The following is a 23,440-nucleotide window of genomic DNA, read 5'->3' as shown; positions in this document are numbered from 1 at the left end:
GACCAAGAAAATCACGCCTCACGTTTTAAACGTCACCCTCTGGAGAAAAAAATGAAACGTGGATTACCCAAAGTGAATGTTGAAGGATTGAAGAGCTTCATTCCTGAAGATGAAATTTTCCAATGGCTGGAAAAAACGAAAAACCCGACGCCGGAGCGCGTGCGGGAAATCATTCAGCGGTCGCTGGATAAAAACCGTCTTGAGCCGGAAGAGATGGCGACGCTGATCAATGCCGATTCGCCGGAAATGGCGGAAGAGATTTTCGAGGGGGCGCGCGAACTGAAGGAGCGCGTCTACGGCAACCGCATTGTGCTGTTCGCGCCGCTGTACATCGGCAACGAGTGCATCAACAACTGCCAGTATTGCGGCTTCCGTTGCTCTAATCAGGAAGTGGCGCGAAAAACGCTGACCATGCCCGAGCTGGACAACGAAATCGAAGCGCTGGTCAACCGCGGCCACAAGCGCTTGATTCTTGTCTATGGCGAGCATCCGAACTATGACGCGCAGTTTATTCACGATTCTGTTAAGGAAGTGTATGCGCAAAAGCATGGCAACGGAGAAATCCGCCGGGTGAACATCAACGCTGCGCCGCTCGACCGCGAAGGCTTTGAACTGGTGAAGTCGGCGGGCATCGGCACTTATCAGATTTTTCAGGAAACCTACCATCAGGCCACCTATAAGCAGCAGCATCCATCGGGGCCGAAGAGCGAATACCTCTGGCGCCTGCACGGGCTCGACCGTGCGCAAGAGGCCGGGATCGACGACGTCGGAATCGGCGCGCTGATGGGCTTGACCGATTGGCGATTTGAAACGATGGCGCTGCTTTACCATACGATTCATTTGGAAGAGCGGTTCAACGTTGGGCCTCACACAATTTCCTTCCCGCGCATCGAACCGGCGATTGGAACGAACACCTCGGACTATCCCGGGGTAAGCGATTACGACTTCAAGCGGCTGGTGGCGATTCTGCGCCTGTCGGTGCCGTACACGGGGCTGATCCTAACGTGCCGCGAATCGGTGGAGCTGCGCAATGAAATCATCAAGTTCGGGGTGTCGCAGATCGATGCTGGGTCGGATATTGGGGTGGGCGCCTATTCTACGCAGGGCGATGAATCCTACAAGAAAAGCCAGTTTGTGTTGAGCGATGGCCGTTCGCTGGACCAAGTGATCCGCGAGCTGTGCGAAGCCGATTTTATTCCGTCGTTCTGCACGGGATGCTATCGCCTAGGCCGAACGGGCGAGCACTTTATGGAGTTTGCGGTTCCGGGATTTGTGAAGCGCTTTTGCACGCCGAACGCCGTGTTGACCTTTCTTGAGTACATGGAGGATTATTCTTCTCCCGAAACCAAGAAAGTCGGTATGAAGCAGATTGAGCGCGAGCTGGATCGCATGCCGGAAGGCGACCAGAAAGACAAGCTGACCGAGCGCATTGAGCAGGTCAAGCAAGGCGCACGCGACTTATATTTTTAATCGGATGGATTGGACTGATATGACAGATGTAATTTTAGCGAAGGCAAAGCGCAAAGAAGAGTTGAGCCTAGAGGAAATCGCGACGCTGCTATCGATCACGGACCCGGACGAACTGCAGGCGTTGTACGACTGCGCCTATTTTTTGAAGGAGCAGTATGTCGGAAAGATCGCCTATTTCCGCGGCATCATCGAGTGCAGCAACTTGTGCATGAAGGATTGCTACTACTGCGGCATTCGCAAGAGCAATACAAACGTTGAGCGTTTCCTGATGAACGAGGATGAAATCTTCAAGGAAGCGGTGTGGGCGTTTGAAGCGGAGTATGGCTCTTGCGTAATCCAGTCGGGCGAGCGCCAGGACGAAGTCTATATTTCGATGATCGAGCGCGTGGTCGGGCGGATCAAGGAAGCGACGAAGGGCGAGTTGGGCATTACGCTTTCGCTGGGCGAGCAGACGGAAGAAACCTACGCCCGCTGGAAAAAGGCCGGCGCTTCCCGCTATCTTTTGCGCATCGAAACCACCAATCCCGAGATTTATGCCCGGATCCATCCGGCCGACCACAGCATGGAGGTGCGCAAGGAATGCCTTGCGGCGTTGCGACGCACCGGCTATCAAGTCGGAACCGGCGTCATGATGGGGCTTCCAGGCCAAACCATGGAGGATTTGGCGAACGATATTCTCTTCCTGAAAGAGATCGATATCGACATGGTCGGCATGGGGCCCTACATCCCGCACGGCGATACGCCGATGGGGCAGGAGATCCCTGCCTATACGGACGAGAAGAAAAAGGAAGCGTTGCAGTTGGGCCTCAAAATGATTGCTGTCACCCGCATCGTGCTCAGGGACATCAACATTGCGGCGGCAACGGCGCTGCAGGCGTTGGAATACACGGGGCGCGAGCAAGGGCTTCTTTGCGGCGCCAACGTCATTATGCCGAATGTGACCGAAACGGACTATCGCTCCAAATACCAGCTCTACGACAACAAGCCGTGTACGGATGAAAATTCGTCGATGTGTCGCGGGTGCCTAAGCGGACGCATCAAGGGGATCGGTGAAACGGTCGGATTCAATGAACGCGGCGATGCGCCGCACTTTTATAAGCGAATGGAAAAGTAGGCGTTATTCGGCTTTTTCCCAGACAATCATGCCCGGAGGAGGTTCGGCTTCCTTTTCTTCCTCTTCGACGGGTGCGCTTTTGGGCTCTGGCTTCTCTTGTGGTTGTGCTTTGGGCTCCAGCAAATGGCTGATGCCGTCAATGGTTATGCCAAGCAAGACGACGATCATGGAGTAGAAGTAGAGGTTGGAGCTGCCCACCGACTCCAAAAGGCGCACTAGAGTGAGCGGGGCAAGGGCGAGTACTAATGCGAGGCGGGTGTACGGAAAGTGTTTGGCCATGCCCGACAGCACCAGCGAAAGGGCGCCGCCGACGGCCACGATCGAAAATACGGCAATAAGACCGCTTAAAAATTCACTGACTAGCTGATCGCTTAAAGATAATTCCATTCTTCTTGCTAATATCTCATAAAATTCGAGTAGAAAATCACCTGAAAAGATTATTGGATAAAGCTTTTTAGGTCGGGGCGGATGACGTCTTTGAGTGAAGGCACGCCTTGGCACATGAAGGTCCAGTTCGTCGTGATTGGTTTGTTTTGAATAATGTTACTCCTGTTGTTTCATGAATTCCAATCTTGTCCCTTTCTGGGATAATCGTCTCTATCAATGGCTGGTTCCAAGGCCGAAAAATCCTGGGGACATCGTATTGCGATTTGCTCGCTATTGCCATGAAGGGAGCAATTGCTTCGCATGAAGTCTGGCATCGCCACGTGGGCATCCCCCGTAATGCGGATGGGTAGCTCGGGGGTATTCCCGCATTGGACGACCAAGCTGAAGCTCTTTGGTGTAGAAACGTTGGTTGTATTGTCTTTGATCGAACCATTTTCTCCGCAACCTGTAAGCAAAACCAACATAATCACAAGCAGACCTGATATAGATTTCATATCTCTCGTCATTTTTATCACCTTAAAATAAAGTGGGCACGGAGCTTTATAAGTGTTTTGGTAGGTGTCGGATCGGATACCCCCATTATTTAGGTCGTCCTTGTTTTTGTTGTGACAAGTCCTTTAGTGATGAGTGTCAATATGGTCTGACCAGAACTGAATAAAATTGCGGTTCTTCTCGGAAGAGCGTTTTCAGAGATGCCGTCTTGTCGATAGGTGGGGCAGATCATAGATCTTCAGATGCAGGTATTTTTCATCTCGGTAGCCGTAGGCCTGTCGGGTTAACCATCCGATCTTATTGTTGAAGCCTTCTTGGCTGGCGCTGGTCAGGCAACCGTGGTTCCAGTAGGCCAACAGGCCTTCTATTCGTTGCCGAATCGTTTTGGCCATGGTTTTCAGGCAGGCGATGCCTGATTCGTCGGCCATGACGCACCATTTCTCGAACGCAAGCTTTGCGATGCTTGCGCCCGGGGCGATCCTGTAGATGTTGCGCAGGTATTCCTTCATGGCCGAAGCCAGGCCGAGATCCTCGAAACGTTCGCGCAACTCTTCAAGCTCCTCCTTCGATTCTTCTGAAAGAGATTCCTCGTTGCGCAGCAACAGGAAGCGCTTGCCCTTAAGCTCCTTTTTCTGGTCGTCCTCCAGGCGGTTCATGGTGCTTCGTCGTAGGGTGTTGAGCTTGTCGTTCATGGATTTGATCACATGGAAGTGGTCGTAGACGATGTCGGCGTCCGGCAGCACCTCGGCGACCCATGCGCTGTAGGAGTTGGCCATATCGATGGCGACGGCCTTGATCTGTTTGGCCTTGCGCTTGATGCGTTTGCGGAACTTTTTGAGCGCGTCGCCGCCTTTGCCTTTGCCGATGAAGAGCACGGCGCCGGAGTCGATGTCGCGCACGACGGTGATGTAGCCGAGCCGTTTCCCGAGGTAGACCTCGTCGATGCCCAGATAGGCGACATCATCGAGACGCACCCGCTTGTATTTCTTTTCCAGCCAGGCTTTTTCGATGTTCTTGACGGTCTCCCAGTGCAAGCCGGTGAACTTCGCAACCGCTGATATCGACATTTCCGTCCGAAGGGCCAGAACGAACCGTGCCGTCCACTTGGTGTAGCGCACGTACGGATCGGGGCAGAACGTGATCGGCTCGTGGCTCGACGCCCCGCAGTCGCGGCAGCGGATGCGACGGACGGCGACGCGCATCAGCGTTTTTTAAAACCGATGCAAAGGCCTCGGATATCACGCGTCTTCCCCGTTTCTACGATCGAGGTGCTCCATGAGCGGCACTGCGGGCAGACGTGTCGCTTCGCCTTGGAGTGCAGGTAGTAGATTTCGGTGCCCTTGGCGCGTTCCGTCTTTTGATAGTTGTAGCCAATGATTCCCTGAGTATGATGGAGCGAGCTGATTAACATAGGTTTCCTTTTGGGTTTGAGAGCTGGGAAGGAAACGTTAATCAGCGCCTCTTTTCAACCATTCGAGACCGAAAAACCCGAGCGGCGGGCCAGAGCGCTCCACTCTGCTCAAGAACGATCTCGGCATAACGCCGCTTCGCTTCGGCCCTTCGGGCACTTATACGAGATGGTTCTTGATCTGCATTCCCCCCTCCGGCGGAGAGTCCGTATCCTTCCTTCGGAAGAAATTGACCATTTCCGACCAGACTCACGAGATCGGTCAGGTCGCTCTTCCGTGAAGAGGCCATTTTTTCCGAATTTTGATATAATGTGCGGCATGGTTTATACGCGTGAAAATTTCAATCAACTGCTCGCCGAAAATGCGAGTCTAAAGAGCGAGGTAAACCTGCTTCAGGAAAAAGTTCAGTGCCTGATGAAGAAGCTATTCGGGCGCAGTTCGGAAAAACTCAGCCCCGATCAGCTGGAACTCGAGCTTGAAGAACTTCGCGAACTGCAAGAGGCTTTGGAGCTGGCCGAAACGAAAGCCGAGTTGGCCGAAGAAGAACAGAAGGAATCAAAACGAGGGAAGCGCAAGGGGCTCGATGCGCGCATTCCCAAAGACCTCCCGACCGAAACCATTATTATTGATCCAGATGAAGTTCTTGCCCATCCGGAGCTGTACAAAAAGATTGCCGAAGTCCGCACCGAAAAACTAGATGTCACGCCGACGCGCTTCTTTCGCACGGTCATCATTCGCAACAAATACAAGAAGCGCGACGACCGTTCCATTGCTCCGCTGATTGCTCCCGCGCCGAAGCAACTGATCGAAAACTCCTACGCTTCCACCGGACTGGTTCTTCATATCATCCTGAGTAAATACTGCGACCACCTCCCGCTTTATCGGCAGGAACAAATTTTTAAGCAACGCTTTGGAGTTGAGATCAGTCGGAAAACGATGGGCGGATGGATGTATCTCGTAGCCCAATGGTTATCTCTGATCTATGAAGCACTTCGAAATGAAATCCGCGCGAGCGGATACATTCAGGCCGACGAGACTTTTATCAAATATCAAGATCCGAAAAAGGACTACTGTCCCAACGGATACCTATGGGCGTATCACACCCCGCAGGTTGGCGTACTCTTTGAATGGTATCCGAGTCGTGCCGCCGAATGCCTTGACACCATGCTTGGAGGGTATAAAGGCCTGCTGCAGTCCGATGGCTATGTCGGCTACACCAGCTGGCTCAATAAAAAGAAACACCGCGCCGAAAAAGCCGCGATCATCCATGCCGCCTGCTGGGCGCATGCCCGCCGCAAGTTCGTCGAAGTCCCCGGCCATCCCGTCGCCCAGACCGTCGTAAAACTCATCGCCAAACTTTACCGGATCGAATCCGCCCTGCGCGACAAACCGGAGCTCGACCGCGCCGCCTACCGCCAGGCACATGCCAAGTCCCATCTCGAACAGATAAAGAAAATCCTCGATCAGGAAAAACCGCGCCAGCTCCCGCAAAGCAACTTCGGTAAAGCGATCAATTACACCATCGAACGTTGGGATGCACTCAATCTTTACCTCGAACATAGCACACTCGAAATCGACAACAACCTTGTCGAGAACGCCATTCGGCCGACCGCCATCGGAAAAAAGAATTTTCTCTTTTTCGGCAGCCCTGACTCCGGCCAGACCAGCGCTGTTATCTATAGCCTCATTGAAACTTGCCGAAAGCTCGATATCAATCCGGCAGTCTACCTTCGTGAAGTCCTTACGGCTTTACCGACCATGAATCAATCCGAAGCGGCCAGTTGGACGCCTGCCCGCTGGAAATCAAACCGCGAAACCACCTGCGAGTAACTCCGTCAAGGGGGACTTCGAAAAGACGCATACGAAAGAACAGGGAGATGCGCTATTTATATCCCTGCCCACAGCAAAAGATGCAAACGATGTTGGTGCCGGCGTGGAAGCCGGTGCCTTTGCAGTGCATGCAGCGGAATTTGAACATCGTGCCGGCGCTGCAGGCGAGTGCGGTGACCAGCAGCAGGCGGGTGATAGTTTTTCTTTTCATGGTCGTACTCCTTATGGGTTTCAAGCAGTTTATTTCTGCATCATCTGCCTAGCTTTTTCTGCTGAAAGCTCCCGGCAGTTACCGCTCTTTTAAACAGGTTCTATGTGAGAACGAATTGATTATTGCGAGGCAGGGACGTAACACTTAAATAAGGCATATTTAGCTATCTAATAAAGAACTGACGACCCGGTATTGAGCCGGACGGTCAACCGTTGAGCTGGCGGGATATGCCGATCAGCTCGGAGATGCTCTTTTCGCGCATCTGCTTCTCTATCTTTCGCCGAAGTATTTCCATCACGGTTGCCTTGGTGGCCTCCCCGGAGCCGGCGACCACCGCCACAACTCCTGCGGTGGTCATTGCGAATCCAGCGAGGGCGATGCCGGCGCCGGCAACGAGCGTTAATAGGCCGGCGGAGATCATTTTCTCGGCCTGCTCCTTTTCGACGTACACCACCGAAAGCATGCCGGTTGCGATCAGTATGCCCCCTATATCGTAGGATACGGAGCCTCTGGTTTCCATGGACAAGGGCTGGATCTTTTCCGATTCGTGGACTTTTTCTTTCTTGCGGGACGTCATGAGTTCGTTCAGCGAAACCGCGGCCTGCTGACCGATCTGCATGCAGTTGAGTGGAATGCTGGATAAAGGCGGGTTGCAGAATTCGCAGATAATCACGTTGTTGTTAATGCCCTTGCGTAAAATTTACTTTTAATCAAAGGAGGGTGTAATTCCCCGACCCTCTGGGTCGCTGCCTTATACCCAACAAAAAGTCAATACCTCGACCCTCTTGGTCGTAGGTGCTTTATTATTTTTATTCATGATATTTAGATAATAATTCATATACATATTCCAGTGTCATCCCATAGAGGGTGTTAGCCGAGTGCTACCGCTTGAGTTTGTTATTTCAAATACTCATCAAAAAAATTATATATCGCTTTTAATGTGTGTGGATTAGACGTTGTCTGATGTTCGTCAAACGGTTCTTGGGTATAGATAAAGGGAACGCTGTTCTCTTTGAGTTTTCGTGACAGTGCTCTTGCCTGCTCTACCCGGTCAGCATCTGCCGCTCCGGTTGATAAAAAGATGGGGGGAGCTTGTGGAGTGACGTAGCTTATGGACGAAAATCGTAAATACAACGCGGGGTTTTGCGTATAGTTACCGAAATTTTCTATCAGACTGTCTTTGTATTTTTCACGTGTAAGCGGATCTCTTACTGCTTGCACCAAGTCAAAGCGAGAGGCGAAAAGCAAAGCAACTTGTATACTCTCATTTTCTTCATAGTAATACCCCCCTTTGTCCGTGGCTTTTTGATGATCAAAGGCTAAAAATGAAACAGAAGAACTCCCTTTGGAAAAACCAAAGGCGCCTATCTTATCCTTGTCGATATGGTACTGGTGGGCATTATGACGCAATACCCTCACTGCGGATTTTATCTTTGCTGAGGGCATAACATCATTCTCCTGGGCGGGATGATCTATTTTTGCCGCAGCGTATCCATGGATTGCAAAACCTTCTATCAGTGCGTCATCATATTTGGTGGATTGCTCATTGGACATCCTTATATCTTTGCTGTGTGATGATTGCATCACCAATGGCACGGCCACCTTGCTCTTGTAGGGATACCAAATGTCCATTGCGTGGCTCCCAGTCTCATTTTTATAATATTCTATATTAAAAGCAATAGTATAGCCCTCCGGTATCACAAATACTCTATCGATATTAAACGCGTAGGTTTTTTGCAGCGTGTTTACAAAATGACGTAGAGCAAGAACATCTTTATTGATAGTGGGTACCTCGGCGTGCTGGTCCTCTTGGTAATCAACAACTGCAACATGACACCCCCCCTCAGTCAGCAAGGTTATTATCTCTTTGTTGTATTCACCACTGTGATGAGGCAAACCTTTTAAATAAAATACCAATGGCGTCTCTTTTTGTGCGGTGTCAGAAACAAATATCTCTACCGGCATTGCACCCTTTATGACACTTTTAAAAGTGGGGGTAGGAGTTGGAGTTGGTTCTGAAATTGCAGATGCGGTTACTCCACAAAAAGAGGACATGGCAATTGAAATCAAAATATGGGTCACCCCAAACTTTAACGCGCCATGCCACTCAGTTGGGAATAAGGTACTAATCGACTTTATAATGCCTTGTTTGTTCATATACTTTGCCTCTATATTGGGATCTGAATACTTTGTGAGGTTATTTCTTACGAATGCCTACCCTTACTTCGCTCAGTCATCCATTAAACGAACGAATGGTCCTTCGATATTTCTTATCCCTGTTTCAGCATTTACGTCTTTCAGAAAATTGCCTAGTTCAATTTCTAATTCTTTTGCAATCTCAGGATTGTCCCTTATAACATTGGTGGTTTCTCCCAAATCATCAGCAATATTGAACAGCTCTACTTTAGGTGTGGTTTTATATTTTGTTTCTTTCGACCAGTATTTAATTAATTTAAAATCTCCCTTGCGAATAGCACTTCGGGGTAATCGATGCGATGATTGGTGATAAATGAAGTACTCGCTATTTCGTTCTACTTTTTCAATACTTTCATCCAGAAGTAATGGAACCATACTACCGCCATCAATTACTTCTGTCATTTCAACCTTTCCGCCTGCCAGTTCGGTAAATGTTGGCAGGAAGTCTAATCCAGACACTGGTATTCTGCTTACTCTATTTTCTTTAATTCCGGGGCCGGCAGCCATAAACGGAACCCGCAAGCCACCTTCATAAAAGGAGTGTTTTCCGTCACGCAGAGGAATATTCCGGTTGTGCTGGGTTGAATAATAAGCTTCAACCAATTTTTTGTTTTCGTCGATTACGGCAATTTGGTTTAACGATAACCTTCCTCCATTGTCCCCCATTAAAAATATATAAGTATCATTTTCTATCCCCTGATCTTTTACAAAATCCATAATCATTCCAACCCCGGTATCCAAATCTTTAAGCATGGCTGCAAATTCAGGATTGGTATGTCGTTCACCCTGTTTTTTGTTTTTGAAATACTCGTAAGTTTCTTTTCGTGAAACCAAAGAAAGGTGTGCCGCGTAATGCGAAAGCTGAACGTAAAAGGGCTTCCCTTCAGCAATACTCTTTTTCATAAAATCTTTTGCACGGCTTGTAATTCCAAAAATATCCTTGGCATTTTTATCGTCCCAATGCCCACTGGGTTTACCCCCGCTTTTACTCTTTGAAGGATTTCCAATATGGTTCTCTTTCATGTATTCATCGGTAGCTTTCGTATACTCTTTAATATTCAAAAATCCATCGCCGAAAATCTCGCCACCGCTGTTAGATGTCATTCCATCGTCGTAATCAAAACCGGCATCTTTGGGATGCATGGCAATGTGCCATTTCCCAAAATGAGCAGTTTTATAATTGGAATCAGCTTTTTTAATGGCTCGTGGAATCGTTAACCAGTCCGCTGTTTTTTTGTACCAATCGGAATCTTTATTGTAGATATGCCTTGCCGCATTTTGCCCGAACATTAAACTATTTCTACTAGGCGCACAGATTGGATTCGGTGCATAACCGTTAATAAACAATACTCCTGACTCAGCCAGTTTATCCATGTTTGGCGTTTCGAAATAATCGCTTTTCGACTCCGGGATATTGGGGTCAGCTCGGTGCGAAGTGTGTGTCCAACCCTGATCATCGGTTAGAATGAAAATAATGTTCGGTTTTTTAGCGGCACGATTGTTTAAGGCCGTACAGGACGCGGCAAATAATATCGTAGTTGAAAAAATCACAGTTTTAATTAAGTGTATTTTGGTCATTTTTTTACGTTTATTTAATAAGGTGCATTATTTCTTCTGGGTAACACTCTTCCAATATTGCTGACTCACCTTCTTGAGATGAACAACGACTTCAGGGTATTCTTCGATCAGATTCTTTGCCTCACCCAGATCGTTAGGAATATCGTAGAGTTCAGTCTTCTTGCCTGTTACAACCAGCTTCCATTTCCCTTCGCGGACGGCCGAGGTCTTTCCTGATTTCCAGTTAAAACTCTTGTGAGCGGAGGGCGCATCCGCAGACTTGATGATTGGCATCAGACTTTTGCCATCAATTTTGTGGTCTGCAGGTGGGAGTTTGCACAGCTCCAGGATCGTCGGATACCAGTCGCAACCCGTAGCCACTTGGTTGCGAACCTTATTTTTGGGCAGATGTCCGGGCCATGAGATGATGGCCGGAATGCGCAGTCCGCCTTCGTAAAGGCTGAATTTTTCACCGCGATGCGGACCGGAGCTTCCGCCGCCACCGTGGGCGCGAACCTCCTTAGATGCTCCGTGATCGGACTGGAATATCACAATGGTATCTTTCGTGAGTCCCAGATCATCAACTTTCTTGAGTAACGCGCCGATTCGCTCGTCGGTAGTTGAGAGAAACGCCGCATAGAGATTGCGCGGATAAGGAAGATCTTTATAGTATTCCAGCCATTCAGGTGTTCCCTGGTAAGGGTAGTGGGGCCCGTTTATCGCGAAGTAGACAAAGAATGGTTTGTCTTTGTTGTTGTCGATAAACTCGCTAGCTTCTTTGACCATGAGGTCTTGGAAGAACTGCCCGGGATAAAAGACTTCCTTGCCGTTACGCCAGAGGTCGTGCTTGTTCGGGCCGTTCCAATAGAAGAAGTGCGAATAGTTATCGATGCACCCGACCAGATGTCCGAAGGCGTGATCGAACCCCTGCCCGTTAGGGACGGTCTGCTCCGAATGCCCGAGATGCCATTTGCCAATCTGGGCCGTGGCATAGCCGGCTTTCTTGAGTTCTTCCGCGATCGTCACTTGGGACGACGGCATACCGACACTGTCGAGGCCCACGTTACCGTTCAGTCCGCCGTGCTGTGGTGTGCGACCGGTCATTAGCCCAACACGCGAAGGCGAGCAGACCGGTGCGGCGGCGTAGAATTGCGTGAAGCGCACGCTGCGTTTAGCCAACGAATCCATATGTGGCGTCGCCAGGTCCTTGGCACCGTAGATGTTCATATCAACCGTGCCCTGGTCATCGGTGAAAATGATGATAACGTTTGGCTTTTCAGCAACACGATTGCTTAAGGCCCTACAGGAAGCGGCGAATAACATCGTAGTTGATAAAACCACAGTTTTAATTAAGTGTATTTTGTTCATGTTTTTTTCCTTTTTTTTATCTTCTTAATTAATCATTTCAGCTTTCGCTCTTCCGCCCCATCCAACAGAGCGCACTGGCGAACCAGGCGATGGTCGCGACGAGCATCAGCGTTTTGTTCAATTCAAGCGTGATCTTTTCCGCATAGAAAAGAAGCGGCGCGACCACGAGCAGCACAAGCGCTAGGTAAGAGATAATTTCCATTATTTTTTTCATTAGGCCTCTCCCTTTTGCTGAAGCTTGCTTAGACCGATGTAGAGCGCCGAGGCAATAAACCAGCCGGGCAGCGAAACAAAGTAAATCTGGAACTGAGGTTTACCGGATAGAACCAACGCGACGCAGATCGTCAATGTGGCGATCCAGGCGATGCCCGCCGCCCAGTTCATCTTCAGACTCCGATGTTCGGCATAGTATTGTTTCAACCCCAGCTTTGGCAAAATCCAGAAATCAGCGAAGATCACGGCACCCATCGGCATGAGGATCAATCCATAGATTGCAACAAAACCAAGCAGCCGCATGGCGATGGCCGGGAACATGCCCGCCAGCGTGGCCAGCAGCCCGGTACCGATCGTGACGGCGAAGCGCGACTTGTTCGGCATGATCGCCTGGAACGCGAGCCCCGCGCGGTAGATCGTTGGGTTGGCCGTCGTCCAGCCCGCAACAATCACGCAGACAAGCCCGGCGACGCCCGCAGCGCGATAGGCCAGCGGACCGGGCAATACGTTGGTGTTCGTTGGATCCATATGCAACTGCAGGGCATACAGGATCGACGCCGCAAGCCACGCCATGAAATGGCCGACATACATGCCCGAGGCAGAGGCGACGCCGTGCCATGATTTTTTAGCAAAGCGCAGCACCGAGAGGTCGGACATGCCGACATGCATCGCCATGTTGCAGAACCAGGCAAAGAAGGTGACGTGCCAGAACGTAAACTTAATCTGACCCGGCAGCGGATCGCCGCCCGTCCAGATCGAGGTCGTGCAGAGTTCCCAAAGGCTGGAAAGCGAGTTTACTTCCGCGCCCGTAACTTCAATAAACTGGCGCAGGCCAATGATGCCAAAGCCGAAGAATACCAGCACCATCCACGGTGCGGCTATGTTGGCCACTTTCGATACGGTATCGTAGCCGCAGGCAGCAACCACGGAGATGATCGTCCCAATGCCGAGCACGGCCAGCACCCAGCCCACACTATTGGGCAGCAAATCGTTCAGTCCCGGCATCGGAAAATTAAACCAGACGCCCAGGGCCGTCGCCGACACCGTGATCATGGATCCGGCCAGGAAGCAAAACATGACGCCATTGGCGAGGTTGTAGAGCGTGACCAGATTGCGACCGCAGATTTTTTCAAGTTGGTAATAGAGCGTCAGCCGCGCGCGCACCGCGATCGGCGCGCAGAGGAACATCCAGCTCAGCACCGCCAGCAGGTTTCCCAGAAACAAACCGCCGAGCACATCGAAGGCGCTCACGCCTGCCGCGACGAAGAGAGGTCCAATCATTAACTCCGTGCCGGCGCAATGCTCGCCGGCATACATGCCCACAAAGGCCTTGAGTCCCCGGGTCTTCGACACAGGAACGGGCTCTCGCTCGAACTCACCATGTTTTTCTTGCTTTTCTTCCGTCATGGTTGACTTCTCTTTTCAGTCGCCGTGTAGGCCTTGTGTCCAGTCGAATTTTTCCCGAGAATCGGGTGAAAGGTGATCGGTATCGCAGCACGATGTTGCTCCAGTACATTTTTCTTTTCCGGATTACCGGCCAGGTTATTCCATTCGTTCGGATCGGCCAGTCGATCGTAGAGTTCTTCGGATCCATCGTTGTAGTGGATGTAGCGATACTCCGTGGAAACGATGGCGACGTTGCCAGGACCGAAACTGCTTCGCGCCGTATGCGGCCATTCTCCACTCGGATTTTCCAGCAACGGTTTCAGCGAATGCCCTTCGAGTTTCGGGTCGGCTTTAAGCCCGGTCAAGTCAAGCAGCGTTGGGTAGATATCAAGCAGTTGTACGGGCTTGCCGCAGATTTTAGCTTTAGCCATTCCCGGGCCGGCTATGATAAGCGGCACACCCGCGCCGTCCTGCCAAAGGGTTCGTTTGGCAAAGCGCTCCTTTTCGCCCAGATGGAACCCATGATCGGTATAGAGCACGACAATGGTGTTGTCCGCATAAGGACTAGCATCCAGCGCATCCAGTACGCGGCCAACCTGATGATCCACAAAGCTAACGCATGCCAGATAGCTCTGCACCAGCGGTTTCCATTGGTTGTTTTCTTTCGCCCATTCCAGGGTTGGGGCAATGTGTTTCAGTCGAGTCAGGTTGATGCCGTACTCAGGCACATCCTCCAGATCGTTTTCACGCACTGCGGGCAGTTGTACGGTTTCGAGCGGATAGAGATCGAACCATTTTTGCGGCGCATACTGCGGCACATGGGGACGATAAAACCCGACCCCCAGCCAAAACGGTTCATTATGTTCCTGCTTCAGCTGCGCTTCGGCCCAGTTCGCAATCTGATGGTCAGGCATCTGCTCGTCGCGCGCGGGAAAGGCACCCCAGTCCCAGAGCGGACTACCAACAAAGGGGCTGAGCTTCTTTTCCGGCAGTGGCCCGAAACCGCCGAAACCACCGCCATAGTTCGGGGTGTAGGCCTCGTTCTGTCTGCCGCTGTGAAACAGCTTCCCGGCTCCCGTCACATGATAGCCCTCGTCCAGAAAACGCTGCGGCATCAATGTGCTTTTCATAATGACCGGCGATTCCGCGGGAGGCGGATTCAGAAAATAGATGCCGCTCGTTTCCGGGTAGAGCCCGCTCATCATGCTGGCGCGCGATGGATTGCATACCGGCGACTGACAGTGGGCATTATTGAAGAGCACGCCGCGCTCGGCCAAGCGGTCAATGTTTGGCGTTATGGCCTGCGGATGCCCGCCCAGACAACCGACCCAATCGTTCAGATCGTCGATGGCGATCAGCACTACATTGGGCGGTTGCTTTGCCTGAGCTACACCGAGAAGCAACAAAACAGTCAAGACAGCAATGAAGCGTTTTACCATGAATTCACCCTCCGTTCTTTGAGCGGATACCAGCCTTCAATAAGCGTGGAGAGATGGCTGACTTTTTCCGAGTTACCACTGGCTAGATTATTTTTTTCGTTTGGATCATTCTTAAGATTGAAGAGTTGCGGGCCAAGCATATTGGCCTTGTGATTACGGTTGTCCCGCCCTTTGCCATCGTAGGTAAGCATCAGTTTCCAGTCGCCTTCAATGACCCAGCGATACAGTAGCGAAGCTTCGGGGTTTTTAATATCCGCAATATCATGAGCAAAGCATTCTCCAAAGATTGCTTTACGTTTAATAGGCTTCTGTTTTTCCATTTCAGGTAGCAGGTTCAATCCCGGAACAGGAATGGCAGGCGGGTTGGCACCGGCCGCAGCGAGGATCGTCGGAAAAATATCGAGGCTGATAATCGGCTCCGGGCGATCCTGCGGCTTGAGTTTGGCTGGCCAGCTGAAAATGGTCGGCTGACGGGCACCGGCTTCGTAGGGTGTGCGTTTGGAGCGTGGCGCATAGCTATTGCTGTTCGTGCGCTGAACCCAGCCGTTGTCGCTGAGATAGACGACCAGGGTGTTTTCCAGAATGCCCTTTTGCTCAAAATAGCTGAGAAGTTCGCCGCAGGTTTCGTCGAACCATTCGCACATAGCGTAGTATTTGGCTACGGACAACGGGTGCTCAGCTTTGTATTTCTTCAGCAGTCGTTCAGGCGGCGTGTGCGGCGAGTGCGGCATAAAGGGTGCATACCACATAAAGAAGGGCTTTTCTTCGGCCAAGGCCATATCGATAAAGTCGGTGCACTCCTGGATTCCTTCACGGCCGATCTTCAGTCCGTCGTCGCCATGACGCCCCCCTTTTTGCGGGAATCCGCGGGTCATGCCGTGGGTAAAACCGCCACGCCTGTAATTGCCTTCCCACCACTTTCCGCTTTGATGCGTCAGGTACCCTTGGCGAACCAGCAGCTCAGGCAGCGTATCGAATTCGTCGATCTTGGATATCAGGGAAGCCTTCGCCTTTCTGTAGGCTTCCGGCGATGTGTTGTAGCGCTCCTTTGAAGGATCATTCCCGGTAATCCCGTTACGGTGACCGTAGTGCCCGGTGACAAGATTCATCAAGGACGGGCGGCACAGCGGTGTCGCGACATACCCCCGACGAAAAAGCACACCGCCTTCGGCCAGTTTATCGATGTGAGGCGTCTTGATGTCCGGATGTCCCATGAATGAATAGTCGGTCCAAGACTGATCATCACTGAGGATGAGCAGGATATTCGGTCGCTCGGCGGCCGGTGCAGCACATACCCCAAACAGCAAAACAGCTGACATCGAACCCATCCATTTATTCCAACTCATAACAATCTCCTTGAGTAGCCTATCGTTTCACCAAAAAACTTCCGTCAAAATATCCCGTCGAATTTCGAATGGCTACATCTCCAACTCAAACTGATAGGCTCCCGCCACTACGGTTTCTGATTTACGATCGCTCGGAAATTCGATGGTGGCTGTGGTGTTGGGCGGTACGACAACCTCCAGCACGACTTTATCGTCCACTTTTTTATTTGGGGCATCTCGGCTCTCTTCACGGCGAATTCCATTTGTTAAATAGTATCTCTAGGCTGAGCCGTTTATCCGACACATCTACCCGTTTACGATCTTTAGTCTTATATAGGACTGTTGACGGGGTTAGAAACCGCGGCCGCTTCTCCTCCCTACACGCCTACTTCCGGCGCATCTACGAAAAGTTCCATGCTTATTACCGCTCCGAAGCGGTCGCCAAGTTCACAGGATTTAAATAGCGGCTAGTCAAGCAGCCTGTTTTGGGCATGGATGGCTTTTAGGCTTGTTGCTGGAATCTTGATGACTTTGCGGTCGTAGGTTATGAGTCCGTTGATTTCCCCTTCGACGTCGGTGGTCTGCGTGTAGACTCCGGCGCCAACGCCTTGTTCTTTCAGCTCGCCCAGCATGCGGATGGACTTCGCGTAGCGCTCCTTGTATTCATCGATCGTTTTCGGCAGGCCGCCATAGCCCCAGTTACGGGTCTGGATATTCCACAGGTGCCCTTTGACTGGCCAGCCGTGTCCCCCAAACTCGCCGACCACTTTAATGTAGTCATCGAATTCCGGATCATCCATCGGGAATATCGGATGGGGATACTCATGATGGTCAGCAATATCCCCCGCCGGGAAAAAGTTTCCGCCACTGGCAATATTGATCGTGCGGGTTGGGTCATAGGCTTCGATCCATTCACCAATTGCCATCGTACGGTGTTGTCCCCAACGTTCGTTAAACGGAACCCATACGACAATGGAAGGGTGGTTATAGAGCTGATCAATCATCCCTTTGAGCTCAGCCATCCATTGTTCATGGGCCCAGTCCGGCCAGTCCTGATCAAGCTTCGTGATCGGAGAGTTGGGTTGGGTGGGTCGTTTCCATTTCGGCCATTCAGCTTTATTTTTTTTGCCACCACCTTGGGCTCCACCGGAAATCTGATCCTGCCAGACCAGCATGCCCATTTTATCGCAATGATAGTAATAGCGGCGGGGTTCAACCTTGATGTGTTTGCGGATCATGTTGAATCCGGCATCCTGGAGATATTTCATATCAAACAGCATGGCTTCTTCCGAGGGCGGCGTCAGCAATCCATCGGGCCACCAACCCTGGTCGAGCGGACCCAAGTGGAAAATTTCTTTGCCGTTCAGCGTCAGGCGCCAGTTGCCGTTTGCATCCTTCTTTTTGCCGACTTCGCGAATGCCGAAATAGGATGTAACCACATCCAAGGTCTTGCCCGAGTCATCGACCAATTCAACCTTAAGGTCATAGAGTGTCGGAGATCCGGGAGACCAGAGCTGTGGAGATTTAACGTTCAGGGTTTCTGTTCCTGAAACAACTTCCTTCCCGTCTAGGTAAGCGGTGGTTTTAATGGTCCCTTTACCTGAAATAGTCGGTTTAATGGAGATGTTTCCGGATATTTTGGTGTCGATTTTCAGGGACTGTATATAACGATGCGGAACTGTTTCAAGCCATACTGTTTGCCAGATTCCGGAGACGGGGGTGTACCAGATGCTTCGGTTCTTCTGTACCTGTTTGCCGCGTAGCTGATAGGTGCCGAGCTGATCGGTGGCATCGAGCACTTTGACGATGAGGGTGTTGTTGCCGGATGTTACCGCATCGGAAATGTCGAAACTGAAGGGCAGACTGCCGCCAATATGTTCTCCGACTTTCTCACCATTCACCCAGGCTTCAGTCTTATAATCGACCGCCTCGAAATGAAGCAGCAGTCGGCTGTTTTTTGAGACGTTGTGTGTAAACAAGCGCTTATACCAAAGAGCTTCAGACGCCTGAAGTTTGCGGCCCACTCCGGAGAGGGGCGCTTCCAGAGCAAAAGGTACAAGAATATCGCCATCCCATGCAGCAGGTTGGGATGCGTCCTTTCCTGCAACGGCATAATCCCAGAACCCATTCAGGTTTTTCCAGTTAACCCGTTCCATCTGTGGGCGGGGATATTCCTGCCAGACATGGTCAGGGTCCAGTTTCTCACCCCACGGGGTGAGCATGGTGTTTTCCGCCGGTTTCCAATCCTTGGAGCCGGCAAATGTAGTTGTGGCCAATAGTAATAAAATCGAGGCAATACGGTGCATGGTTGATATCTCCAATAATTATTTAAAAGCGCAGTTAAGCAGGTAATATCCCGCCTGTCACGTCACCTAAAGTAACTACAGCGCTTATTATTAGTTTTGGTGATATGCCATATTTTCTGTTTCGACGATAGCTTCTAAAGCATGAAGAAAAGAACATATTTGGTCGAGAACCTGCATTTTTGTTTACTGTTTCACTGGCTATGGAGCAGCCCTGTCTGCAGGTGCTTGATCGCGAAGGCAACAAGCTGATTGCGGTTGATCAGTCTGTTGGTTCCTGCAAACCGCATGCCTTCTAGCGCCTCGATCGTGATCCTGGCGAAAAGAACAACCTCGTCAACTCACCCGAATTCCGGAAGGCCATTAATTCTCTGCTGGCCGAGGTAGAAAACGGGGCAGGGGAGCCGCCCGGCAGTGAGGTGGAAATCCTCGACGTCTCCGAACACCGCCCCCGCTGCATGCCCTCAAAGAAGTGGCGCGAGCTCATCAAGAAAGTGAGGGAGGCCGATCCCATGCTATGCCCCAAATGTTCGTGCGAAATGCCATCGTCGCCCTCATCGACGAACGCGAGGTCATTGAACGCATCCTGTGTTACCTGAGCCTGTGGGAAGAGGGTACCCGCCTGAATCCCGCCCGTGCCCCGTCGACGGGCGAGGGGATGATGGAGTTGTTTCCCGAAGATCCATTCCCAGACTATCCCGTGACCACTGTTGTCACGTGGCAGCATGGAACCGGTTATGGACTACGACCTTTGCGCGAACGCCTGAGCGTTCGCGATAGGGGAGGTTTGTCTATAACGAGACTGATTTGCTAGTCACCCGCCGTTCTGTTCCATCCCGGGCATGCCCCGGATGGAGCAGAAGCCAGTCTTGACAAAAAAACAAGTCTCCCACTACATCTTCCTCTATAATATTTCACATGAAACCGACTTTAGGGCGACTTTTTCGGGGGCGTCTCCGAATCGCCTAAAAAGCGATTTCCTATCAATATGATAAAACAAACGAGGTGTGTTATGTTCTTTCGATGGTCCAGCGTGTTGGTTTTGATTACAATGGCGATGCTGTCACGCGCGGAAGTGAGTTTTCAGGACAATTTCGACCGAGCGGACGACAACGATATCGACGCGCTCGCCGATGGCATGGGTGGCCTGGCTGCGCCGATGATCTATAGCGAGACGGATGGAAGCGTGTCGCTCCCCGCGCTCACGCGTGTGTTTGGAAATGAACTGAAATTAGCCGATGGCCCCAACGTCAGCGTGGTAGGGCTGACCTCCTATAATTTCACGAACGCTGCGATATTGGCCGAAGGCGGCGGTGTAGCCGGGTATGGGCCGGAGAGTGTGGCTATCGATTAATATACGCGCGAAGTTAATTTAGGTCAAGAGTATCAGCGTGTCTTTGAATCCTGTCCATGGCTGATTCATGTGGTTTCCTTTGTGATTGAAGGCAACCACTTTGGGGTTTTTGCCGTTACCAACCGGAAGGCGAGTTCGGAGTTGTCTTTGCGCATGGCGGCGATAAATCCGTTGGTGGTTGCCTTGCGGGCGTTGGGTTGGTGCTCGATCCAGTGGCGGGCGAGCGATAGAGCGGTTCGGCGGAACAGGCCGAGGTTGTGGGCGTTGCTCCGTGTCCGGACGCGCGACTTGTCTTCCTGAAGTCGGGAGCAGTCGAGCCGCTGGTGGGCACCGTTTTCGATATCCCAGTAGGCTCGCTTGAACGAGAGCATTTCTTCGGCTCCGAGTCCGCCCCGGCTGGTGAGCAGGTAGACGGTTAGATCGTCCGCTGATTTGGGATCCGCCTTTTTTTCGTCGGTCGCCTGCATGAGCATGGCGGCGTGCCGGGCATGGGGGAAGCAGACCTTCTCGCTTGCCACCTCGAAGGCCGCAGCGGCCCGGGCTTCGATCCGCCCCCGGTTTTTCTCGGTGGTTTGTTTGATGTCGAGCTTAGGGGGAAAAAGATTCGCTGTGCGACTCGAAGGTGGTTTTGAGTCTTTCGCGCAGGGCGGGTTGGTTCTTTTTCACGGTCATGAAGTAATCGACCCCGCACTCCTGAACGCTGGTTCTTGCCAGTTTGTTCTGGGAATGAAGCGCATCGACAAGAAGCATCGCGCCATCTTCGGCGCACTCCTTGATGAGTTCCCGGGCGACAGGGATTTCGTTTGTTTTTTTCTCTACGGCCTGGGCTCCGAGGAAGCGACCGGTTTCTCCGCAGAAGGCGCTGACGAGCTGGAGGCCTTGCGAAGAGCGCAGTTCTTTCCCGTCGATAATGATCAGCCGGGGGGCGGCGGGGCCGAGCAGGTGGTCGAGGCAGGCGAGCAGTTTTTCCTGTAGAGTATCAGGCGGAATGTTCTTCAGCAGGCGGAAGAAGGAGGTCTCGCTCGGCGCGGGGATTTTCCCGGTTTTCCGGTTGCGGCGAAAGCCCAGGGCCCGGAGCTGGCTCTGGGAGAGATCCTGTGCGTATTCAGCGAGATCGCGCTGCCCGGATGCCATGCCGGCAAGGGTTGCACACAGGATCAGAGTCAGCAGACCGGAAATGGTGTAGCTCCAGTTGGCGCCGGTTCGGTAGTCTTCGGTTTCCTCGAAGATGTCGCGGATCGAGCAGAGTTCGGCGCTCTTCGTGCGGCAGCGCACCTTGGGTTCGAGTTCGCCGTCGCACCACGGTTCGGGCATTTGATCCGCGCAAAGGAGTTCGAGGGCGTCCGGGCGCAGCGCCCGGGCATAGAGCTGCTTGGGACTGTTGTGCTCGGTATAGTATTCTTTGCGGGCGCGGGCATAGCCCTTGGTTTCCCCCAATAACGTCCAGCCGCTCGCCTTGTAGGCCGTGCCACGGAAAAGCTGGGGATCGACAAAGCTTTCCGCCACGAGGAGGCCGTGGCCATAGGCCTCGTTCCAGTCGTGGCCGAGCCGCTGCATGCATAGCTTCATGGCGCGGCTGGCCAGATTGGGGCACCCCTTTCCTTCAAGGATCAGGAATCGGCTGTTGTTGGCAACAAACGGAAGGCGGATGCGCCGCTGCGCATCGCTCCATCCGATCCATTTATCCCGATCTGCCAGATGGTAGCTTCCCGCATTCCAGCTGAGCAGTGCCAGCCATTTACCTTCATACTCAACCACGTAGCGAAGCTGTTCGCCTACGAGTTGGGCGCTTTTTAGATAGTGTTGTTCATCGATAAACTGCTCATAGCAATCTTGCTCATCCTTTCGGGTGAGACGAATTTCCAGGCCCTCAAGGATCTGTTGTTCGCGGGAATCCGGCATTTGAATGTTCTTTTTCATGCCGGGAGTAAAAAGAAATGCGCCGGAATTGTCCCGCATAAAATGGTATTTATTTTATTTGCAAGGCGTTACCTCGCCGTGCGCATCAGCCATGAATCCTGTCTTTGAATACAAGGGAGAGTACTATTCGGTTTCAAAACGTGGAGTTCTGTGTAAAGCAGAAGACCCAGATGATCCCTGGAAGCCTACTAATGCAGACGACGTGTTGACAGATATATATGAGCCAGCCTACTATTTATCATGGTTGGTGGAAGATACAGAATCCTCCCTTTATTTGAATGATGCCATTTACAATTATTTGGCATACGACTGGTTCACATACAATGAGCCCCCATACCTTTCACCGGCGTGCACATTCCTGGCCTCGTCGGAGTTTCAAAGACATCCCAATAACCTTAACCCTGGAGTGCCGATACTGTCTATTGGCACCACCGATTCGGCCGGCATACTGGAAGCGACAGGTATATATATCCCTCCTGAACGTATGAATCATACGTCGGTTAACCTGCTTGCCGACGAGGAACTGCTGGAGATATACTTCTATGTCAGCCATGATCCGAGTTATCGTTTCGCTGATATATATCGCATAGTGCTGGATCTCAGCGAAGATGATTTTCAGGATTGGACAGTGGCTATCGACGAAGGATCGGGCGAGTACATGTTCGACATCGTTGTTACTGTTGACCAGATCAACGCTGCCGTAGCGGCTGCTCATCCGGAAGGTGTTGACCCGGTTCTCTACGCTGACCCGAATTCTTTGGGTCAGCCGTCATATTTTGCCGATAACGATGGGAGCGAGTCCCTATTTTACACTTATTACTCAACAGATCTGGGAGGTATTCCAGATAGATCAGAAGGACAGATTTCGGCTATCAGGATATTCCCGAAAATAGCGAATGCGATGATCACATCAGTGAATGTGCAGGGAAGTGCGTTCATTATCACGGGCACCGGAACGGTCGGCGCCGCGTATACGGTGGTCGGATCGACCAACCTCAACCAGTCAGTCGATCTTTGGACAATCATCGAGTCGGACTCGATCAACGAGGCCGGCAGCTTCAGCAATTCCATTCCACTCGATCCGGCCTTTTCACACGGCTATTACCAGCTGACTCTCCCATAGGAACCACCGGGAGAGCCGGGTACTTTAAGTCGGCGGCGGTCCTTGCGTCCGCCGGTTTATGAGTTCTTTGCGCCCCGGTCAGCGCTATAGCGCTCCTGCACGGTATACTTGCCCGTGCGATGGAGTATCCAGCCGCGCCGGATCTCGCGGTGGATGGTACGAGCGGGACGGCCAATACGCATTCCGACTTGAACTGTGGAGAGCCCCACTCGCTGACGTATCTCTCTCTGAATGCGCTCTTCCCAATTCAAATGCTTGTTCTTCCGTGTCTGGTTGATATCTTTAGTTTGCCTCATACCGATGTCCCTTTTCTTTGTTTTTGGTAGATGGAGAAAAGGTTCAT

The 23,440-nt window shown here is 51.6% G+C and carries 22 protein-coding genes; 6 read left to right on the top strand and 16 right to left on the bottom strand.

Going from position 1 to position 23,440, the window contains the following annotated elements; translation table 11 throughout:
• Positions 1-51: 51 nt before the first annotated feature.
• Positions 52-1,470: a [FeFe] hydrogenase H-cluster radical SAM maturase HydG gene (hydG, locus tag SCARR_RS26420; RefSeq protein ID WP_136065470.1), complete on the top strand. Its 1,419-nt coding sequence runs from the start codon at positions 52-54 to the stop codon at positions 1,468-1,470.
• A gap of 19 nt (positions 1,471-1,489) precedes the next feature.
• Positions 1,490-2,584, top strand: coding sequence for a [FeFe] hydrogenase H-cluster radical SAM maturase HydE (hydE, locus tag SCARR_RS26415; protein ID WP_136065468.1), 1,095 nt, complete (start codon positions 1,490-1,492; stop codon positions 2,582-2,584).
• Between the two features lie 3 nt (positions 2,585-2,587).
• Here hydE and SCARR_RS26410 read toward each other — a convergent pair whose 3' ends face one another.
• The 3 genes from SCARR_RS26410 to SCARR_RS26400 form a co-directional block, all read right to left on the bottom strand.
• Complete coding sequence (locus SCARR_RS26410) at positions 2,588-2,971, bottom strand: hypothetical protein (RefSeq protein WP_136065466.1); 384 nt, start codon at positions 2,969-2,971, stop codon at positions 2,588-2,590.
• A 686-nt stretch (positions 2,972-3,657) separates the two neighbouring features.
• Positions 3,658-4,665 (bottom strand): ISL3 family transposase, encoded by a 1,008-nt coding sequence (locus SCARR_RS26405; protein ID WP_136065464.1) that lies wholly within the window; start codon positions 4,663-4,665, stop codon positions 3,658-3,660.
• Positions 4,665-4,874 carry a hypothetical protein gene (locus SCARR_RS26400; protein ID WP_136060895.1) on the bottom strand — a complete coding sequence of 70 codons (210 nt, stop codon included), beginning with the start codon at positions 4,872-4,874 and terminating at the stop codon, positions 4,665-4,667. Before SCARR_RS26400 ends, SCARR_RS26405 begins: the two co-directional genes overlap by 1 nt.
• A 166-nt stretch (positions 4,875-5,040) precedes the next feature.
• Between SCARR_RS26400 and tnpC the strand changes: the two genes are divergently transcribed.
• The gene (tnpC, locus tag SCARR_RS26395) at positions 5,041-6,702 is read left to right on the top strand and encodes an IS66 family transposase (protein ID WP_136065462.1); all 1,662 of its coding nucleotides are present in this window, start codon (positions 5,041-5,043) and stop codon (positions 6,700-6,702) included.
• A 52-nt stretch (positions 6,703-6,754) separates the two neighbouring features.
• On the opposite strand, the gene SCARR_RS28465 is transcribed toward tnpC, so the two are convergent.
• From SCARR_RS28465 to SCARR_RS26355, 11 genes are all read right to left on the bottom strand, one after another.
• Positions 6,755-6,913, bottom strand: a complete 159-nt coding sequence (locus tag SCARR_RS28465; protein WP_168433641.1) for a hypothetical protein — start codon at positions 6,911-6,913, stop codon at positions 6,755-6,757.
• Positions 6,914-7,118: 205 nt separating this feature from the next.
• On the bottom strand, positions 7,119-7,586 hold the full coding sequence (locus SCARR_RS26390) for a type 1 periplasmic-binding domain-containing protein (RefSeq protein ID WP_136065460.1): 468 nt from the start codon (positions 7,584-7,586) through the stop codon (positions 7,119-7,121).
• 224 nt (positions 7,587-7,810) lie between these two features.
• Positions 7,811-9,070: a prolyl oligopeptidase family serine peptidase gene (locus tag SCARR_RS26385; protein ID WP_136065458.1), complete on the bottom strand. Its 1,260-nt coding sequence runs from the start codon at positions 9,068-9,070 to the stop codon at positions 7,811-7,813.
• Between the two features lie 72 nt (positions 9,071-9,142).
• Positions 9,143-10,687, bottom strand: a complete 1,545-nt coding sequence (locus SCARR_RS26380; RefSeq protein WP_136065456.1) for a sulfatase — start codon at positions 10,685-10,687, stop codon at positions 9,143-9,145.
• Between the two features lie 27 nt (positions 10,688-10,714).
• Complete coding sequence (locus tag SCARR_RS26375) at positions 10,715-12,034, bottom strand: sulfatase-like hydrolase/transferase (protein WP_136065454.1); 1,320 nt, start codon at positions 12,032-12,034, stop codon at positions 10,715-10,717.
• 37 nt (positions 12,035-12,071) lie between these two features.
• Complete coding sequence (locus SCARR_RS28460; RefSeq protein ID WP_168433640.1) at positions 12,072-12,248, bottom strand: hypothetical protein; 177 nt, start codon at positions 12,246-12,248, stop codon at positions 12,072-12,074.
• Positions 12,248-13,654, bottom strand: coding sequence for a purine-cytosine permease family protein (locus SCARR_RS26370; protein WP_136065452.1), 1,407 nt, complete (start codon positions 13,652-13,654; stop codon positions 12,248-12,250). The genes SCARR_RS28460 and SCARR_RS26370 overlap by 1 nt, the downstream gene beginning before the upstream one ends.
• Positions 13,651-15,072, bottom strand: coding sequence for a sulfatase (locus SCARR_RS26365; protein ID WP_136065450.1), 1,422 nt, complete (start codon positions 15,070-15,072; stop codon positions 13,651-13,653). Before SCARR_RS26365 ends, SCARR_RS26370 begins: the two co-directional genes overlap by 4 nt.
• Positions 15,066-16,418 carry a sulfatase family protein gene (locus SCARR_RS26360; protein ID WP_222846479.1) on the bottom strand — a complete coding sequence of 451 codons (1,353 nt, stop codon included), beginning with the start codon at positions 16,416-16,418 and terminating at the stop codon, positions 15,066-15,068. Before SCARR_RS26360 ends, SCARR_RS26365 begins: the two co-directional genes overlap by 7 nt.
• A gap of 72 nt (positions 16,419-16,490) precedes the next feature.
• Complete coding sequence (locus SCARR_RS28455) at positions 16,491-16,616, bottom strand: alpha-L-rhamnosidase C-terminal domain-containing protein (RefSeq protein WP_168433639.1); 126 nt, start codon at positions 16,614-16,616, stop codon at positions 16,491-16,493.
• A 248-nt stretch (positions 16,617-16,864) separates the two neighbouring features.
• Complete coding sequence (locus SCARR_RS26355) at positions 16,865-18,703, bottom strand: glycoside hydrolase family 2 protein (protein ID WP_136065448.1); 1,839 nt, start codon at positions 18,701-18,703, stop codon at positions 16,865-16,867.
• Positions 18,704-19,217: 514 nt separating this feature from the next.
• Between SCARR_RS26355 and SCARR_RS26350 the strand changes: the two genes are divergently transcribed.
• Positions 19,218-19,514 (top strand): hypothetical protein, encoded by a 297-nt coding sequence (locus SCARR_RS26350; RefSeq protein ID WP_136065446.1) that lies wholly within the window; start codon positions 19,218-19,220, stop codon positions 19,512-19,514.
• Positions 19,515-19,712: 198 nt separating this feature from the next.
• Positions 19,713-20,054, top strand: a complete 342-nt coding sequence (locus SCARR_RS26345) for a hypothetical protein (protein WP_136065444.1) — start codon at positions 19,713-19,715, stop codon at positions 20,052-20,054.
• Between the two features lie 65 nt (positions 20,055-20,119).
• On the opposite strand, the gene SCARR_RS26340 is transcribed toward SCARR_RS26345, so the two are convergent.
• Positions 20,120-20,572 (bottom strand): hypothetical protein, encoded by a 453-nt coding sequence (locus SCARR_RS26340; RefSeq protein ID WP_136065442.1) that lies wholly within the window; start codon positions 20,570-20,572, stop codon positions 20,120-20,122.
• A gap of 70 nt (positions 20,573-20,642) precedes the next feature.
• Positions 20,643-21,974, bottom strand: coding sequence for an ISAs1 family transposase (locus SCARR_RS26335; protein ID WP_168433638.1), 1,332 nt, complete (start codon positions 21,972-21,974; stop codon positions 20,643-20,645).
• Here SCARR_RS26335 and SCARR_RS26330 point away from each other — a divergent pair.
• Positions 21,961-23,097 carry a hypothetical protein gene (locus tag SCARR_RS26330; RefSeq protein ID WP_168433637.1) on the top strand — a complete coding sequence of 379 codons (1,137 nt, stop codon included), beginning with the start codon at positions 21,961-21,963 and terminating at the stop codon, positions 23,095-23,097. The two genes, SCARR_RS26335 and SCARR_RS26330, sit on opposite strands and share 14 nt — an antisense overlap.
• Positions 23,098-23,440 lie beyond the last annotated feature (343 nt).

The sequence above is a fragment of the Pontiella sulfatireligans genome (genome assembly GCF_900890705.1).
Classification (GTDB): domain Bacteria; phylum Verrucomicrobiota; class Kiritimatiellia; order Kiritimatiellales; family Pontiellaceae; genus Pontiella; species Pontiella sulfatireligans.
This window is presented reverse-complemented; position numbering and strand designations above follow the sequence as displayed.

What these genes read in the sequence shown, in the direction of transcription:
- SCARR_RS28460 (WP_168433640.1), bottom strand. Translation starts at nt 12,248, where the DNA reads ATGAAAAAAATAATGGAAATTATCTCTTACCTAGCGCTTGTGCTGCTC.
- hydE (WP_136065468.1), top strand. Translation starts at nt 1,490, where the DNA reads ATGACAGATGTAATTTTAGCGAAGGCAAAGCGCAAAGAAGAGTTGAGC.
- SCARR_RS26405 (WP_136065464.1), bottom strand. Translation starts at nt 4,665, where the DNA reads ATGCGCGTCGCCGTCCGTCGCATCCGCTGCCGCGACTGCGGGGCGTCG.
- SCARR_RS26385 (WP_136065458.1), bottom strand. Translation starts at nt 9,070, where the DNA reads ATGAACAAACAAGGCATTATAAAGTCGATTAGTACCTTATTCCCAACT.
- SCARR_RS26360 (WP_222846479.1), bottom strand. Translation starts at nt 16,418, where the DNA reads ATGAGTTGGAATAAATGGATGGGTTCGATGTCAGCTGTTTTGCTGTTT.
- SCARR_RS26370 (WP_136065452.1), bottom strand. Translation starts at nt 13,654, where the DNA reads ATGACGGAAGAAAAGCAAGAAAAACATGGTGAGTTCGAGCGAGAGCCC.
- SCARR_RS28465 (WP_168433641.1), bottom strand. Translation starts at nt 6,913, where the DNA reads ATGAAAAGAAAAACTATCACCCGCCTGCTGCTGGTCACCGCACTCGCC.
- SCARR_RS26355 (WP_136065448.1), bottom strand. Translation starts at nt 18,703, where the DNA reads ATGCACCGTATTGCCTCGATTTTATTACTATTGGCCACAACTACATTT.
- SCARR_RS26350 (WP_136065446.1), top strand. Translation starts at nt 19,218, where the DNA reads ATGCCCCAAATGTTCGTGCGAAATGCCATCGTCGCCCTCATCGACGAA.
- SCARR_RS26335 (WP_168433638.1), bottom strand. Translation starts at nt 21,974, where the DNA reads ATGAAAAAGAACATTCAAATGCCGGATTCCCGCGAACAACAGATCCTT.
- SCARR_RS26365 (WP_136065450.1), bottom strand. Translation starts at nt 15,072, where the DNA reads ATGGTAAAACGCTTCATTGCTGTCTTGACTGTTTTGTTGCTTCTCGGT.
- hydG (WP_136065470.1), top strand. Translation starts at nt 52, where the DNA reads ATGAAACGTGGATTACCCAAAGTGAATGTTGAAGGATTGAAGAGCTTC.
- SCARR_RS26345 (WP_136065444.1), top strand. Translation starts at nt 19,713, where the DNA reads ATGTTCTTTCGATGGTCCAGCGTGTTGGTTTTGATTACAATGGCGATG.
- SCARR_RS26330 (WP_168433637.1), top strand. Translation starts at nt 21,961, where the DNA reads ATGTTCTTTTTCATGCCGGGAGTAAAAAGAAATGCGCCGGAATTGTCC.
- tnpC (WP_136065462.1), top strand. Translation starts at nt 5,041, where the DNA reads ATGGTTCTTGATCTGCATTCCCCCCTCCGGCGGAGAGTCCGTATCCTT.
- SCARR_RS26380 (WP_136065456.1), bottom strand. Translation starts at nt 10,687, where the DNA reads ATGACCAAAATACACTTAATTAAAACTGTGATTTTTTCAACTACGATA.
- SCARR_RS26375 (WP_136065454.1), bottom strand. Translation starts at nt 12,034, where the DNA reads ATGAACAAAATACACTTAATTAAAACTGTGGTTTTATCAACTACGATG.
- SCARR_RS26400 (WP_136060895.1), bottom strand. Translation starts at nt 4,874, where the DNA reads ATGTTAATCAGCTCGCTCCATCATACTCAGGGAATCATTGGCTACAAC.
- SCARR_RS26410 (WP_136065466.1), bottom strand. Translation starts at nt 2,971, where the DNA reads ATGGAATTATCTTTAAGCGATCAGCTAGTCAGTGAATTTTTAAGCGGT.